Source organism: Nocardia sp. NBC_01499, assembly GCF_045040275.1.
Classification (GTDB): Bacteria; Actinomycetota; Actinomycetes; order Mycobacteriales; family Mycobacteriaceae; genus Nocardia.
Genome location: NZ_CP109426.1, coordinates 473,546 through 487,814, shown reverse-complemented (window position 1 = coordinate 487,814; position 14,269 = coordinate 473,546). Strand labels below are relative to the sequence as shown.

Genomic DNA, 14,269 nt, shown 5'->3' with positions numbered 1-14,269 from the left:
GAATGTGATGCAGGTCACAGGAATTGAGTGGTTGTCGGACCCCGTCCGTACTGTCGTGGCGTGAGTGACGATCCGTACTGGAACCACAACACCCACTTCCACCCCTGGCTGCTCGCGCAGGTCCCCGAGACCGCCCGCACCGTGCTCGACATCGGTTGCGGCGACGGACTTCTCGCCGCGAAGCTCGCCCGCCGCGGCCTGCGGGTGCGCGGGGTCGATCTCGACCCGGCCATCCTCGACAAGGCAACGCCCGCACCGGATGTCACGTTCGAACACGGCGACTTCCTTGATCTGCCAGGCACTTTCGACGTCGTCACCGCCGTGGCGACCCTGCACCACGTCCCGCTCAAAGATGGCCTGACCGCCCTGCGCCGACTGGTCGCCCCCGGCGGCACCCTCGCGGTGGTCGGTCTGTGGAAGTTCGACCTCCGCACCGACTACCCGTATCTGGCGCTGCTCCCGGCCATCGTCGCCATCGACACCTTCCACCGACCCCAACGCGCCGACCCCGACGTGCACCTGCGCGACCCCGAGGACGCCTACCTCGAAATCCGCAGCGCCGCCGCCGAAATCCTGCCCGGCGCCCGACTACGCCGCCATCTGCTGCTGCGCTACACCCTGCTCTGGCGCAAGCCCGCCTAGCTCCTGCCCCTCCCCAGCGGCGGCTTCCCGCGATAAAGTGCACAGATGGCCCCCTCGCGCGCGCACCGGACCCGGAAGGTCACCGTCACGCTGCCCGAGGAACTGGTCACCACTCTCGAACGCTGGCGCGCCGAAGGGCGCATCGAATCGCTGTCGGCATTCGTCTCCGAATCGGTGCTCGCCCGGCTCAACACCGCCGAATCGCTGGCCAAGCTCGAGGAAGTCTTCGGCGGCAGGCCACCGCTGGACCTGATCAACAGAGCACGCGCCACTCAGGGACTACCGCCGTTATCGGAGGAGGACGCGGGCGGACCGCACGCCGGCGCCGCGTGAGGGCCCCGGCCCTTGGCGGTGTCGTCTTCGACACCGCCGCCGTCGTCAGCTGGGCCAACCAGGCCAACTACGCCCAGGCCGTGGTCTGGGCGACCGTCGGTGCGGGCAACACCATCGTCGTGCCCGCCACCGCCCTGGCCGCCGCCCGCGCCCACATCCCCACCGACCGCCTCGACATCCTCGCCGTGCTCCTTGAACTTCCGCACACCATCATCACCGCCCTCGACCGCGCCGCCTCCGAACGCCTCGGCGCCGCCTTCGCCGGCCGCCCCGACGCCGAAATCCTGCTCCCCGCCGGGCACGCCGCCGCCGAAGCCGTCGCCCGAGACTGGCCATGCCTGACCTCACGCCCCAAGAAACTGCGTCAACTCGATCCCCGCGTCATCATCGACCTGCTGCCCTGATGCCGCACACCTCCTGACTTCTCGTACCGGACATCGCATGCGATGTCGGGTGCGGGAAAACACGACGCGTACCCGACATCGGCAGGTGTGCGCCAAGTAGAGCTGTGCGTGCAGGACGGGCGTCGAGACTCGGTGTGGTGGCCTGGTCTCGGCGCGGGAGGTTCGATCACCGGGGGCGAACTGATCCATGCTGTGGTCGGAGCGCAGTGATGTAGGTGAAGCCGAATCCAGGTCGACCGGGCCGGTGTCTGTCGCGCAGTTCCAGACCTCAATGTACTTACATTTGCAAGTACATTCGGCCTTGCAGATGAGCGCTCATCCACTTAGGATCTGTCAAATCGGGGCGGTAGGTTTTTCTGGCTGGAACGTACCGGTGGCGGACTGCAGCGGTGTCAAGAGCGGGGGTGAGGCCGAGGTGTACTCGGATGCTCCCTGAAGTAGAGAGCGACGGAAATGGCTGAACCGAAGACGTCGACCTTGGTCGGTCTGGCCGTAGTGGCGCTGTGCGCCACCATCATCGGCTTGGTGGCGGGAATCGTCGCCGGGCTATCCGGTACCGGAGCCCCGAACGCAATCCTGGTGGGCGGCGGCGCGGCGCTGACGGCGTCGGGGGTGGGCATCGCGGCCCTTAAGGTCCTATTGCCCTGAGTCGCCAGAATCTTTGTGCCGCATCGGTTTTCGAGTCGGCGAGGGGCGGCGGGCCCGGTCTCAGCGCAGGAGTTCGATGACCGGGGCGAACTGCTCCATGCTGTGCTCGAGCACGGTGATGTAGGTGAAACCGTAGCGGTCGCGGTGGGCCCGGACGCGGTCGGCGATCTCCTCGGGGGTGCCGATCAACAGGGTCGGCAGGTCTTCGGGGTGGTCGGCGACGTCGTCGGGCAGGGCAGGGCCGAACAGCTCGAGGACCGCGGTGCGTTCCTCCGGGGGCACCACGCGCTGGATCAAAATGTTGAACTCGACGCTGCGGCCGCCGAGTAGATCGCGCACGTAATCGACCTTCTCGCTCATCTCACCGACGCCGGCCAGATGCAGCGGCCCACCGTTCTCCGTGGCCGACGCGCCGGGGAAGGCGATGATGTCGGCGTGTTCGGCGGCCAGGCGCAGCAGCCGGTTACCCCAGCCCGCGATCAGCAGCGGCGGCCCGGACGGCTGGGCGGGGCGTGGCTGATACTCCGGATCGGAGAACAGGGTGCGCAGCGTGGTGACCGTGTGCTCCAGATGGGCGACGCGCTTGGCGCCGCTCTCGAAAGGGATACCGGCGGTCTCGAATTCGGCCTGCACATAGCCCGCGCCGAGACCGATCTCCACCCGTCCCTCGGTGAGTTGATCGGCGCCCGCGATATCGCGGGCCAGCAGCACCGGATTATAGAACGGGGTATTGAGCACGAAGGTGTTCAACCGCACCCGCTCGGTCGCCTCGGCGGCCACCATCATCGACGGAAACGGCGCCGGGCAACCGAGATGATCGGCGACCGAGATCACGTCGAAACCCAGTTCCTCGGCCCTGCGGCATTTTTCGATCCAGTTGACCCGGGAGTCCGGCGTCACCATGTTGACACCGAACCGGAATGCACGCTGCGCGGTCACGGTTCCTGTCTACCAGCAGGCGGCGCGCGGCAACAGCACACCCGCGCATCCCGGCAGCCTCCCCGATTCTGTCCTACAGTGGACGCCAGAGATTTGCTGAACGACCGCTCATGCACTGACACCTGATCCGAGAGAGGTAACCAGATGACTGAGCTAGATCCAGTGGTGCGAGAATTCGTCGACGCGCTCAACGCCAACGACCAGGACCGCCTCTTCGCCGCGCTCACCGACGACGCCACCATGTCCGACGACGGCGTGGAACGCAACGTCGCCCAGTGGACCGACTCGGAAGTCTTCGGCAGCAACGGCCACATGAACGTCGAGTCCATCACCGATAGCGGCACCGAACTCGTCGCCGACTACACCAATTCCCGCTGGGGCTCGATGCGCACGAGCTGGCGATTCACCGTGCGCGACGGCAAAGTCGCCCGCTTCGAAACCGGCCAGGCATAACCGGTCCGTAGCGGCGCAGCCCAACTCGATTGCGAGCGGCGAGCACCGTCGCAGCCAGGTGGCCCGGCCAGGTGCAGACCCGGCGGCCCCTCCGTGGCGCAGCCGAGCGGGAATGGGGCGCAGCGAGCCAGCGCACGCCGTCAACCGGCTCGTCCACCGTGCCGATCAATACATATGGCGCGCTGAGCAAGCGGCGATACGGGTGTCCTCGCCCAAGCGCACGGGCGGCACAGCCATCACCATGTCCGTGTAGTCGGGTAGGCGCAGTCGGATTGCCTGGGCCGACAGAGTTCGCGATCCGCGCCGCGGCCGGAACTCCGGTGGGCGCAGGCTCAGCCGGGTTTCCGGGCAGACCGGAGCCGAGCGGCGGTGTAATGGGCTTGCCTGCGCCGCACCGGGCTTGACATTCTGAGCCTCGTGTTCGACGCGCCTCGTTACGGTACGGGCTCCCTGGCCGATCTGTTCCCGTCGCTGCTTGCCGGATTCGGGGTGCCCGGCGAGGTCGATCGGCTCGGACTCGGCATTAGCGCCGACCGGGTGTGTGTGCTGCTCATCGATGGGCTCGGCGCGGCCGCGCTGGCCGCGAATCCTGGTGCGGCGCCGTTCTTGTCGGGTCTGGGTGCGGCGACACTGACCGCTGGATTTCCCAGCACCACCGCCACCAGCCTCAGTTCACTCGGGGTCGGTGTTCCGCCCGGCGAGCACGGTATCGTCGGCTATCTGCTGCGGGTGCCTGGTCAGGAGCGATTGGTCAACGCGTTGCGCTGGCGCCCGCACGGGGAAGGCCCGCGCATCGATCTGCTCAGTGCGTTGGTTCCCGAGCAGTTCCAGCCCACCGCAACGGTTTTCGAGCGCGCCGCGGCACACGGGATCACCGTGACCCAGGTCGCTCCGAGTTATCAGAACGGTTCCGGGCTCACTCGCGCGGCCCTGCGTGGCTGCGAGTTCCGTGACAGCTTCTCGGTCGGCGACCTCGTCGACGGCATCGCGATCCGCGCGGGCCGCCGCTCGCTGGTCTACGCCTACCACGCCGACCTCGACACCACCGGGCACGCGCGCGGACCGTCCTCGGACGCCTGGCTGCTGGAACTGGCCCACGTCGACCGCATCGCCACCGAGATCGCCGAACGTTTGCCACCCGATGCCGTGCTGCTCGTCACCGCCGACCACGGCATGGTCGAACTCGACGAACGCATCGACTTCGACCACCACCCCGGCCTGCGCGACGCGGTCCGGCAACTGGGCGGGGAACCCCGTGCGCGCCATGTCTATACCGAACCCGGCGCCGCCACCGACGTCACCGCGGCCTGGCGTGAGATCCTCGGTGACGACTTCGCGGTCCTGCCGCGCGCCGAGGTCATCACCCGAGGCTGGTTCGGCCCCACCGTCGCCCCGCACATCACCGACCGCATCGGCGACGTCGTGGTCGCCGCCCGCGGCGCACGCGGCATCATCCGCAGCGGCGCCGAACCCGTCCAATCAATGATGATCGGCCACCACGGCTCCCTCACCCCCGCCGAACTCGACATCCCCCTGTGCACCTTCCGTTCCTGAGTGCTGGACACATGATCATGGGGAACTGGTGGCGGCGACCTCTCGCGAAATGCCGCCACCAGTTCCCCATGATCTTGATCGCGCCCGCGACCCGCCGGGGATGGGCCGGACACCAGCGTGGTCGCGGGCATCTAGGCTGAACAGCGATCGCCGCGGATCGCCGCGCGACGAAGCATTCAGGAGGAGCACATGAACGCCACGCTGTCACGGACCGGACGAACCGGCCTCGGGATCGCGGCGGTCGCCCTGATGCTCGCCGGGTGCACCGACGTCCAGCGCGCCCTCAACCGCGGCGGCGACACCCCGTGCAGCGAATACGTCAAACAGAACCAGGACGACAAGCGCATGACGATCACCAAATTCGTCAAGCAGCAGACCAACGACGACCACGAGCCCGCAGGCACCGTCGTCGACGCCACCATGGTCTCGGTCGATCTGCTGTGCGGCGGCCAGCGCAACGCCGAAACCCCCATCAAAAACGCCGACGTCGCAGGCATTTTCCTCAACAAGTGAACTTGATTGCAGTCGCTGCACCACCGCATCGACCGCACATTTCCGGCAGTGCGGAGCGACCGGAACGTGAGAAGGCGCGTACCTAGGTGCGCTGCTCACTCGGACGGGTGCATGGCCAACCAGTCCGCGGCACGCTTACGCGACGCCCGTGACAGCCACGCATCCTGCACCACCTCGGACAACTCGCCGACGGTGAGCTCACCGATCCGGCTGCCACGTACCAGTACCGATGGGTGGCCGTCGAAATGGGCGGTGGTGAAAAACGGCAACCCCGGATCTTGCACCAGCGCCTGCTTATCCGACTCCGATGGCACCCAGAACACGATCACATCGGCGTAGCGCTGCCCGGTCTCCGCGTCGAAGGCATCCGGTCGCGGCGTCCGAAAGAACACGAACGACTTACCCCCGACCTGATACACCGGATTACCGCGGGGACCGTCGATCAACGTCACATGCGGCATACCCAACGCCAGCTCATGCACATCGGCGACCCGGGCCCGCCGCGAAACGGTAGCCATCCCAGCAGCATAACGACGCAACCAGGCATACACCGCGGAGGCGAACCAAGGCCGAGGTACGCACCCAGTCCCGGCGAACACGCGGGTCGCCACGCCGGAGCGACACCGCCGCTCAGAATGGGGACCGTTCGGTTTGCTGCCAATCGGTCCCGCCGCTGTCGTGCGTACGCCAGAATGAGAGAGCGAATGTGAGCTCACACGACGATGGGGTTCCCCGAAGTGGCACAGTTCCGCACCCTGACCCAGCGGCGAGCCGAGCTGGAGAAGGAATGGGAGCGCTGGGCTACGGCTCCGAATATCGCGACACCGCCGGCCCGAACGACGTTGCTGCGCACCGATGTCGCGCAATCGTGGCAGCGCTCGCTGCACACCGTCGACCCGGCCGTCACCGTCGCGCCGGGCCGCGACGACATCGGTGACACGTGGTCGCGATCGCCGCTGCGTAACCCGATCACCGAGCTGTCGGCCGACCTGCGCGCCATCACCGAGGACGCGGGCTATCTCGCCGTGGTCACCGACGACGCGGGCACCATCATGTGGTCGTGTGGCGATCGCACACTGCGCAGACAAGCCGAGGACGTGAACTTCGCCCCCGGCGGCTGCTGGGACGAAACCCACATGGGCACCAACGGTTTATCCCTTGCCCTGCACGACGACCGCCCCTGCTCGGTGTTCTCCGCCGAACATCTCGTCGCCGCCCTGCACGGCTGGGTCTGCTACTCCGCACCGATCCACGCCCCCGACGGCAGACAGGTCGGCGTGCTCGACCTGTCCAGCTCCTGGGAACGCTCCCACCCGGCGGTGATGACCTCGGTGCGCGCACTGGTCACCGCCGTGGAAACCATGCTGCGCGCCGCCGAACCCGCCCCCACCCCCGGCGTGCGACTCGAATGTCTCGGCACCGCACGGCTCCTGCGCGACGGCCGCCCGGTACCGCTGCCCCCACGCCAGCTCGAGATCCTCGCACTACTGGCCCTGGAACCCGACGGCTTCACCCCCGAACAACTCCACGCCGCGGTCTACGGCGATCGCGCGGTGTCCACCAGCACCCTCAAAGCCGATGTCTCCCACCTGCGCCGCGCCACCGGCGGCGAAATCACCAACCGCCGATACCTGCTGACCGGCCCGGTCGCCTGCGACGCGGTGGACCTGCTCGCCGCGGTCGCCGCCGGCGACACCACCTCCGCGGTCTGGCTCTATCGCGGCCCGCTACTGCCCGGCTCCGACACCCCCGGCGTCGTCGAGTGGCGCGCGTATCTCGATGTCGGCGTACGCAATGCGGTACTGGCCAGCGACCGAGCCGAACACGCCGTCGCCTTCGGCGAACGCGCACCCGGCGACATCGAGGTCCACGAACACGCCCTACGCCTGCTGCCCCTCGACGACGTCCGCCGCGCCGTAGTCGCCGCCCGCCTGCACACTGCCCTGCGGACATAGCTGGTGTTCGGCTAGGACTTCACCGCCGCGATCGGACTGCTGCGGGTGGAGACCTTCGTGCTGCCCGCGACGGCGGTCACCTCGTTCGTCACCACCGCCGTGCTTCCGGTGCGCCAGGACACCACCGGCCCCAGACCCGACTCCAACGCTGTTCATCGAGCTCGGCTCTTGGTCGCTGACGCCCCACCTCGGCGACGTCCGCCGCGCGCCTGCACACCGCCCTGCGGGACATGATGGCGGCCCCACTCGCACTGTGCCGCCCCTCATGTCCCACTCGACGGTCAGAACCATGCACTCGCCCCTGCACCACGCTGGACTGTTCAGCGCGATCAGACACTATGGCGCGCTGTGTCTCCGGTGCACTCGCGCGCCATGCCCGCTGACGCTCGCAGACCACAACCCCGCTGAGGCTCGGCTCTCCCATACCCTCAGCCGCCCAGGTCCCGATTTGAAGTGCACGACCACACTTCGCTGACGCACGCCTCCCGCACCCGCTCAACCACACCGCACCCCAGGTTGAACCTCACACACCAACCTCACACCAACCTTCACCGTTCATAGTTGGCCCTCTCAGAGTAATTCTGGAGGAGCGAAGCCATGATCTACGCCAGACCGGGGTCCGACTCCGGCATAGTCAGCTACGCCACCCGCTATGACAACTTCATCGACGGCGACTGGGCCGCACCCATCGAAGGACGCTATTTCGACAACGCCTCTCCCGTGGACGGCGAAACATTCTGCGCGGTAGCGCGTTCCAGCGCCGCCGACATCGACCTGGCCCTGGAGGCCGCGCACGCCGCGGTCGAGCGCTGGTCGGCCACCTCACCGGCCCAGCGCGCCGCGATCCTGCACAAGATCGCCGACCGCATCGAGGCCAACCTCGAATCCCTTGCCGTCGCCGAAACCTGGGACAACGGCAAACCGATCCGCGAAACCCTCGCCGCCGACCTGCCTTTGGCCGTCGACCACTTCCGCTACTTCGCCGCCGCCATCCGCGCCCAGCAGGGCAGCGTCGCCGAAATCGACGGCGACACCGTGGCCTATCACTTCCACGAACCCCTCGGCGTGGTCGGTCAGATCATTCCGTGGAACTTCCCGATCCTGATGGCCGCGTGGAAGATCGCGCCAGCCCTGGCCGCCGGCAACTGCATCGTGCTCAAACCCGCCGAGCAGACACCGGTGTCGATCCTGCTCGTCATCGAACTCATCGCCGATCTGTTGCCGCCCGGAGTGCTCAACGTGGTCAACGGTTTCGGTGCCGAAGCCGGAAAACCCCTCGCGTGCAGCCCGCGCGTGGCCAAACTCGCCTTCACCGGCGAGACCACTACCGGGCGGCTGATCATGCAGTACGCCAGCGAGAACATCATCCCGGTCAGCATGGAACTGGGCGGCAAGAGCCCCAACATCTTCCTGCCCGACGTGCTGGCCGACGACGACGCCTTCCTCGACAAGGCCGTCGAGGGTTTTGTGCTGTTCGCGCTCAACCAGGGCGAGGTGTGCACCTGCCCGTCGCGCGCGCTGATCCACTCCTCGATCTATGACGAGTTCCTGGCCCGCTGCGTGGCCCGCACCGAAGCCATCACCGGCGGTGACCCCCTCGACGAGGCCACCATGATCGGCGCTCAATCCAGCAACGACCAATACGAGAAGATCCTGTCCTACTTCGACATCGGCAGACAGGAGGGTGCTCGCGTCCGCACCGGCGGTGAGGCACGCAAGGTCGACGGGCTACCCGGCGGCTACTACATCCAGCCCACCATCTTCGAGGGCAAGAACACCATGCGGGTGTTTCAGGAGGAGATCTTCGGACCGGTGGTCTCGGTGACCCGGTTCGACACCGTCGAGGAAGCGGTGCGCATCGCCAACGACACCTTCTACGGTCTCGGCGCCGGAGTGTGGACCAGAGACGGCACCACCGCCTACCGGATGGGTCGCGCCATCAAAGCCGGTCGGGTCTGGACCAACTGCTATCACGCCTACCCGGCCCACGCCGCGTTCGGTGGCTACAAGAAATCCGGCATCGGCCGGGAGAGCCACAAGATGGTGCTCGATCACTATCAGCAGACCAAGAACCTGCTGGTCAGTTATTCACCGACGAAACTGGGGTTCTTCTGATGCAGCAATATCGACACCGCCGTGTCGCCATCACCGACCGGGCCCGGAATGTGTTGCGCCAGTTGATCGAATGCCACGGCGCGGTGTTGTTCCACCAGTCCGGCGGCTTCTGCGACGGCAGCTCACCGATGTGTTTTCCGGTGCGCGAGTTCCGCGTCGGCGGCGCGGACGTGCTACTCGGGTATCTGCCTTGGCACACCGAATTCTGGATGAGCGCCGACCAGTACGAGATGTGGAAACACACCCATCTGACCGTCGACGTCGTGCACGGGCGCGGCAGCAGCTTCTCCCTGGAGGCGCCCGACGACGTGCGTTTCCTCATCCGATCGCGGCTGCTCACCGACGAGGAGGTGGCCACCTTGCCGCCGCCGCGCACCGGTGCCGATCGGATGACCTGAAAGACCACCGGAAAACCCCGAGCCCGCACGGTCGAACCGGACGGCACGGGCGTCCCTCCCCCATCCCGCCGCGGCCATGTGCGGGACGGAGAACACGGACTCCCGTCGGGGCCTACCGGCGGCGGCGTCCGCCGGGTGGCGCACGACCACCCGGCGGACGCCGATCATCACCGGCCAGGGAAAAACCGCAGACTACGCGCGACCGTCATCAGGAACCGCTGCCACTTGTCCTGCGAAACCAGCGGCGGCGCATCCAGATTCAGGAACCGAGTGACCACCACGGTCTGCGGTTCGGTGAACTTGAGCAACCCGTCGGGGCCGTGCCTGCGCCCGACCCCGGAGATGCCCATGCCACCCATCGGCGCGCCCGTGCTGCCCCACGCCGGGGCATAACCCTCATCGACACACACCGTGCCCGCGTGCAGGCGCGCGGCGATGCGCTCGCCCTCGGACTTGCTCGCCGCCCACACGCTCGCGTTGAGCCCGTACTCGGTGTCGTTGGCCAAGCGAATGGCCTCCTCGACGTTGTCGACCGGATAGATCGAGACCAGCGGGCCGAAGGTTTCCTCGCGCCCGCACTCCATCTCATCGGTCACCTCCGAGAGCACCGTCGGCTCGAAGAACAGCGGACCCAGATCCGGGCGGGCCTTGCCACCGGCGAGCACCTTCGCGCCCTTGGAGGTGGCATCGGCGACATGCTTGGTCACCGTCTCGAGCTGCGCCTCCGAGATCAGCGACCCGATATCGGCCGAATAGTCATAGGCCGCACCCAGTTTCGCGGCGGTCACCGCGGCGACGAACTTCTCGGTGAACTCCGCGGCGATCGCGCGCTCGACATAGAGCCGCTCGATCGAAATGCACAACTGCCCGGCATTGGAGAAACACGCGCGCACCGCGGCCTTGGCGACCTTGTCCAGTTTCGCGCCCTTGGTCACGATCATCGGGTTCTTGCCGCCGAGCTCGGCCGAGAACCCGATCAACCGGCGCCCGCACTGCTCGGCCAGGGTGCGCCCGGTCGCCGAGGACCCGGTGAACATCAGATAGTCGCAGCGGTCAACGATCGCGGTGCCGACCACCGTGCCCGGACCCGGCACGACCGCAAGCAGATCACGCGGCAACCCCGCGCGATAGAGCAACTCGGCATTGGCCAGCGAGGAGAACGGGGTCTGACTGTCCGGCTTGACGACCACGGCGTTACCCGCGATCAACGCCGGGATCGAATCACCGATCGAGAGCAGCATCGGGTAATTCCACGGGGCGATGACACCGACGACACCCTTGGGCTGCGTACCCACCGACGTGCGGTTGAGCACCGGGAACGCGCCCGCGACACTATGCGGGGCAAGCAGATTCGGCGCGTGCTTCGCGAAATAGCGGGCCGCGAAGATCAAGCCCATGATCTCCTCCTGGGCCGCCCAGCGCGCCTTGCCGGTCTCGGCCTGCACCACATCCATCAGGAACTCGCGGTTCTCCACGATCAAACCCCGATACCGCTCCAGCACCGCGGCGCGATCGGCGACCGACCGCGCGGCCCACCGCGCCTGCGCGGCCCTGGCCTTCTCGAACGCCGCCGCCACATCCTCGACCGTGCCGACGGGCACACTGCCCAGCGGTGTGCCGGTGAAGGTCTCGGCAATCGTCTTGCGCGGGCGGGCGTCGGGAGTGTCGATCGCGGCCAGCGCGGCCAAACGGTCGAAGACTGCGGCTTCCGGCGCGGGCATCGTTGCCTCCTACGTATGTGTCGACGCGATCTCGTGTAACCGCGAGATACACACAATCTACGCCGTACAACGCCGTGTCAGAAGCCATCGCCCGGCACGGCGTAGCGCATCCGGCCGGATATGCGGGCTTTCGGCGCCGTCAGCGCGGTCGCGGCGGCAAAGTCAATTCCAGTCCCACTCACCGGGACACAACGGCCGTGCGGTCCGTTTTGTGGTTTAGGTTGTGCCGATGTTCAGAGCGAGGCTCGGGGTTCGTACGCGGATTCTGGCAATCGCGCTCATTCCGAGCTTGACTCTGCTTGTAGTCGGCGTGGGCGCAGCGGGGTATCTGGTAGCCGAGGGGACCAAAGCCAAGGAATGGGCGGTTCAGAATCAGGACGCCATCCCGCACACCAGGGAATTGATGGAAGCGGTCCAGCAGGAACGCCGCCTGACCCTGGCCCAGCTCGCCGGTGACGAGACCGTGCCCCCGGCACTGGCCGCCGCGCGGATCCGCCTCGACGGCGCGATGCGCGGACTCATCGAGGCCTCGACCGGGCTGCGCAAGGTCGACGATTCCAAGATCGGTGACGACGTCGCGGGCTTCAACACCCTGCTCAGCCAAATGACCCAGGTGCGCATGGCCACCGACGCCGGCCAGCTGCCACCCTCCGACGCGTACATGTTCTACAACCGGCTACTCGATGTCGTCTCCGTCGGCACCGGCATCGCCGAACAGTCCGCCCCCGACACCGAGATCGGTGTCGCGATCGCCGAGGGCATGCGTTTCCTCAACGCCGCCGAGGCGATGGCACGCAGCAACGCCCTCGGCGTCATGCTCGCCACCGCCAACGGGCCCGCCCCGATCCCGGTCGAGGAATTCCTGCGCCAGGTCGGCTTCTACCACACCGAAATCGGTAACCTCGCCACCGAAATCGCCGCCGGCCCCCAGCACGACCGGCTCCAGCAGCTCACCGGAAGCAACGCCTGGCAGCAGCTCTCGCTGATGGAAACCGCGCTCTCCCAACGGTTTCTGACCGCCCAGTCCCCCGCATCCACCAGCTCCTCGACCGGATCGACCTCCTCGAACAGCAGCTCCTCGGCCAGTTCGAAACAGTCCCCGCCCGCGCTGCCACTATCGACCAACGACTGGCAAAACGCCGCGGCCGAAGTCAACCGCACCCTCATCGATGTGTGGATCTCGCAGAACCGCCACTCCCAGGAACTGGCCGAGGAAAAAGCCAACACCTCCGCCGCCAACTCCCTCTACGCCGGTGGCGGCGTGCTCGTGGTCAGCATCGCGGCCTTCCTCATCGCGCTCGTGCTGGCCAACCGGATCATCCGCAGGCTCAAGCGACTACGCAAGCAAACCTTCGCCCTCGCCGATGAGCGACTACCCGAGACCATGCGCAGGCTCAACGCGGGCGACACCATCGACCCCGCGGCCGAAACCCCGATCCTCGACTTCGGCCACGACGAAATCGGCCAGGTGGCCAAGGCATTCCAGCACGCGCACGCCGCCGCCATCGCCGCCGCGGTCGCCGAGGCCCGCACCCGCGAAGGGGTCAAGGCGGTGTTCCTCAACATCGCCCACCGCAGCCAGATCGTGGTACACCGCCAGCTCGAGATCCTCGACGAAGCCGAACAGCGCCAAGAAGATCCGGTACTCCTCGACACCCTGTTCCGGCTCGACCACCTGGCCACCCGCGAACGCCGCAACGCCGAGAATCTCACCATCCTCGGCGGCGGCCAGCCCGGACGCCAATGGCGCAACCCCGTCCCACTGATGGACCTGGTGCGCAGCTCGGTCGGCGAAACCCTCGACTACGCCCGAGTCCGCGTGTCGCGCCTGCCCGAGGTGCACGTCGTCGGCACCGTCGTCGCCGACCTCATCCACCTGCTCGCCGAACTCGTCGACAACGCCACCGCCTTCTCCCCGCCGCAGTCACGCGTGGCGGTCAGCGGCAACGTGGTCGGCAAGGGTGTAGTCACCGAGATCAGTGACCAGGGCATGGGCATGTCCAGCACCGAACTCGACCGCCTCAACGACATGCTGCGCACCCCACCGGATTTCGGTGTCGCCGCGCTGTCGGCGGATTCGCGGCTGGGGCTGTTCGTCGTCGCCCAGCTCGCGGTGCGCCACGGTGTCACGGTGCGGCTGGCGGAATCGGACTACGGCGGCATCACAGCCATCGTGCTCATCCCCTCCGCGCTGATCGTCACCGAATCCATTCCGGCACAGACTCCTTCGGAGCTGACCGACCCCGGCCGCCGCAGGCGCCTTGCCGCACCGATGACCAGCGAACCCGCCGAATCCGCTCAGCCGGTTACCGGTGCGGTCGCGACACTGGCCATCGAGCCGCCCGCGCCCTACAGCCCGCGACCACACCTGCCGCCACCGGCCCAGCCCAGCGGCGACGGCCGCCCCGCCCTGCCGCGGCGCAGCAGGCAAACCAATCTGGCACCACAACTGGCCGAACCCGCACCCGAGCCCGCCGCCCCCGCGGCACCGGCCCGGTCCGCGGAACAAGCGCGTGATCTGATGTCCGCCATCGAGAACGGGACCAGGCAGGGCCGACGCTCCGCCGTCATCCCGGACGAACAGGAAGGTTAGG

General features: G+C 67.4%; 15 protein-coding genes. 11 read left to right on the top strand and 4 right to left on the bottom strand.

The genetic code is table 11. From position 1 onward, the window contains the following. Positions 1–60 precede the first annotated feature (60 nt). The 4 genes from OG203_RS02230 (at position 61) to OG203_RS02215 (ending at position 2,027) form a co-directional block, all read left to right on the top strand. Positions 61–642 (top strand): class I SAM-dependent methyltransferase, encoded by a 582-nt coding sequence (locus OG203_RS02230; protein ID WP_405163962.1) that lies wholly within the window; start codon positions 61–63, stop codon positions 640–642. A gap of 45 nt (positions 643–687) precedes the next feature. Next, positions 688–975 (top strand): hypothetical protein, encoded by a 288-nt coding sequence (locus OG203_RS02225; RefSeq protein WP_405163961.1) that lies wholly within the window; start codon positions 688–690, stop codon positions 973–975. Then, entirely contained in the window at positions 972–1,379 is a 408-nt protein-coding gene (locus OG203_RS02220) for a hypothetical protein (RefSeq protein WP_405163960.1), read from the top strand. Before OG203_RS02225 ends, OG203_RS02220 begins: the two co-directional genes overlap by 4 nt. Positions 1,380–1,832: 453 nt before the next feature. After that, positions 1,833–2,027 carry a hypothetical protein gene (locus OG203_RS02215; protein ID WP_405163959.1) on the top strand — a complete coding sequence of 65 codons (195 nt, stop codon included), beginning with the start codon at positions 1,833–1,835 and terminating at the stop codon, positions 2,025–2,027. Positions 2,028–2,087: 60 nt separating this feature from the next. Here the strand turns inward: OG203_RS02215 and OG203_RS02210 are convergent, their stop codons facing one another. Next, positions 2,088–2,966, bottom strand: a complete 879-nt coding sequence (locus OG203_RS02210) for an LLM class F420-dependent oxidoreductase (protein ID WP_405163958.1) — start codon at positions 2,964–2,966, stop codon at positions 2,088–2,090. Positions 2,967–3,110: 144 nt separating this feature from the next. Between OG203_RS02210 and OG203_RS02205 the strand changes: the two genes are divergently transcribed. The 3 genes from OG203_RS02205 to OG203_RS02195 all read left to right on the top strand — a co-directional run bounded on the left by OG203_RS02205 (position 3,111) and on the right by OG203_RS02195 (position 5,486). Continuing rightward, positions 3,111–3,419 carry a nuclear transport factor 2 family protein gene (locus OG203_RS02205; protein WP_405163957.1) on the top strand — a complete coding sequence of 103 codons (309 nt, stop codon included), beginning with the start codon at positions 3,111–3,113 and terminating at the stop codon, positions 3,417–3,419. 417 nt (positions 3,420–3,836) lie between these two features. Then, positions 3,837–4,973, top strand: a complete 1,137-nt coding sequence (locus tag OG203_RS02200) for an alkaline phosphatase family protein (protein WP_405163956.1) — start codon at positions 3,837–3,839, stop codon at positions 4,971–4,973. A gap of 189 nt (positions 4,974–5,162) precedes the next feature. Beyond that, on the top strand, positions 5,163–5,486 hold the full coding sequence (locus tag OG203_RS02195) for a hypothetical protein (RefSeq protein WP_405163955.1): 324 nt from the start codon (positions 5,163–5,165) through the stop codon (positions 5,484–5,486). A gap of 95 nt (positions 5,487–5,581) precedes the next feature. Here OG203_RS02195 and OG203_RS02190 read toward each other — a convergent pair whose 3' ends face one another. Continuing rightward, complete coding sequence (locus OG203_RS02190) at positions 5,582–6,004, bottom strand: MmcQ/YjbR family DNA-binding protein (RefSeq protein ID WP_405163954.1); 423 nt, start codon at positions 6,002–6,004, stop codon at positions 5,582–5,584. A gap of 204 nt (positions 6,005–6,208) precedes the next feature. On the opposite strand from OG203_RS02190, the gene OG203_RS02185 reads away from it, so the two are divergent. Further along, positions 6,209–7,441, top strand: coding sequence for a transcriptional regulator (locus OG203_RS02185; RefSeq protein ID WP_405163953.1), 1,233 nt, complete (start codon positions 6,209–6,211; stop codon positions 7,439–7,441). A gap of 11 nt (positions 7,442–7,452) precedes the next feature. Here OG203_RS02185 and OG203_RS02180 read toward each other — a convergent pair whose 3' ends face one another. Then, positions 7,453–7,587, bottom strand: a complete 135-nt coding sequence (locus tag OG203_RS02180) for a hypothetical protein (protein WP_405163952.1) — start codon at positions 7,585–7,587, stop codon at positions 7,453–7,455. Between the two features lie 451 nt (positions 7,588–8,038). Between OG203_RS02180 and OG203_RS02175 the strand changes: the two genes are divergently transcribed. Then, positions 8,039–9,556, top strand: a complete 1,518-nt coding sequence (locus OG203_RS02175; protein ID WP_405163951.1) for an aldehyde dehydrogenase family protein — start codon at positions 8,039–8,041, stop codon at positions 9,554–9,556. Then, complete coding sequence (locus OG203_RS02170) at positions 9,556–9,954, top strand: DUF779 domain-containing protein (protein WP_405163950.1); 399 nt, start codon at positions 9,556–9,558, stop codon at positions 9,952–9,954. The genes OG203_RS02175 and OG203_RS02170 overlap by 1 nt, the downstream gene beginning before the upstream one ends. Positions 9,955–10,121: 167 nt before the next feature. On the opposite strand, the gene OG203_RS02165 is transcribed toward OG203_RS02170, so the two are convergent. Next, entirely contained in the window at positions 10,122–11,675 is a 1,554-nt protein-coding gene (locus OG203_RS02165; protein WP_405163949.1) for a succinic semialdehyde dehydrogenase, read from the bottom strand. Positions 11,676–11,904: 229 nt separating this feature from the next. Here OG203_RS02165 and OG203_RS02160 point away from each other — a divergent pair, with 229 nt between their 5' ends. Beyond that, complete coding sequence (locus OG203_RS02160) at positions 11,905–14,268, top strand: nitrate- and nitrite sensing domain-containing protein (RefSeq protein WP_405163948.1); 2,364 nt, start codon at positions 11,905–11,907, stop codon at positions 14,266–14,268. Position 14,269: the final 1 nt, after the last annotated feature.

What these genes read in the sequence shown, in the direction of transcription:
- OG203_RS02225 (WP_405163961.1), top strand. Translation starts at nt 688, where the DNA reads ATGGCCCCCTCGCGCGCGCACCGGACCCGGAAGGTCACCGTCACGCTG.
- OG203_RS02215 (WP_405163959.1), top strand. Translation starts at nt 1,833, where the DNA reads ATGGCTGAACCGAAGACGTCGACCTTGGTCGGTCTGGCCGTAGTGGCG.
- OG203_RS02205 (WP_405163957.1), top strand. Translation starts at nt 3,111, where the DNA reads ATGACTGAGCTAGATCCAGTGGTGCGAGAATTCGTCGACGCGCTCAAC.
- OG203_RS02195 (WP_405163955.1), top strand. Translation starts at nt 5,163, where the DNA reads ATGAACGCCACGCTGTCACGGACCGGACGAACCGGCCTCGGGATCGCG.
- OG203_RS02190 (WP_405163954.1), bottom strand. Translation starts at nt 6,004, where the DNA reads ATGGCTACCGTTTCGCGGCGGGCCCGGGTCGCCGATGTGCATGAGCTG.
- OG203_RS02185 (WP_405163953.1), top strand. Translation starts at nt 6,209, where the DNA reads ATGGGGTTCCCCGAAGTGGCACAGTTCCGCACCCTGACCCAGCGGCGA.
- OG203_RS02175 (WP_405163951.1), top strand. Translation starts at nt 8,039, where the DNA reads ATGATCTACGCCAGACCGGGGTCCGACTCCGGCATAGTCAGCTACGCC.
- OG203_RS02170 (WP_405163950.1), top strand. Translation starts at nt 9,556, where the DNA reads ATGCAGCAATATCGACACCGCCGTGTCGCCATCACCGACCGGGCCCGG.
- OG203_RS02165 (WP_405163949.1), bottom strand. Translation starts at nt 11,675, where the DNA reads ATGCCCGCGCCGGAAGCCGCAGTCTTCGACCGTTTGGCCGCGCTGGCC.
- OG203_RS02160 (WP_405163948.1), top strand. Translation starts at nt 11,905, where the DNA reads ATGTTCAGAGCGAGGCTCGGGGTTCGTACGCGGATTCTGGCAATCGCG.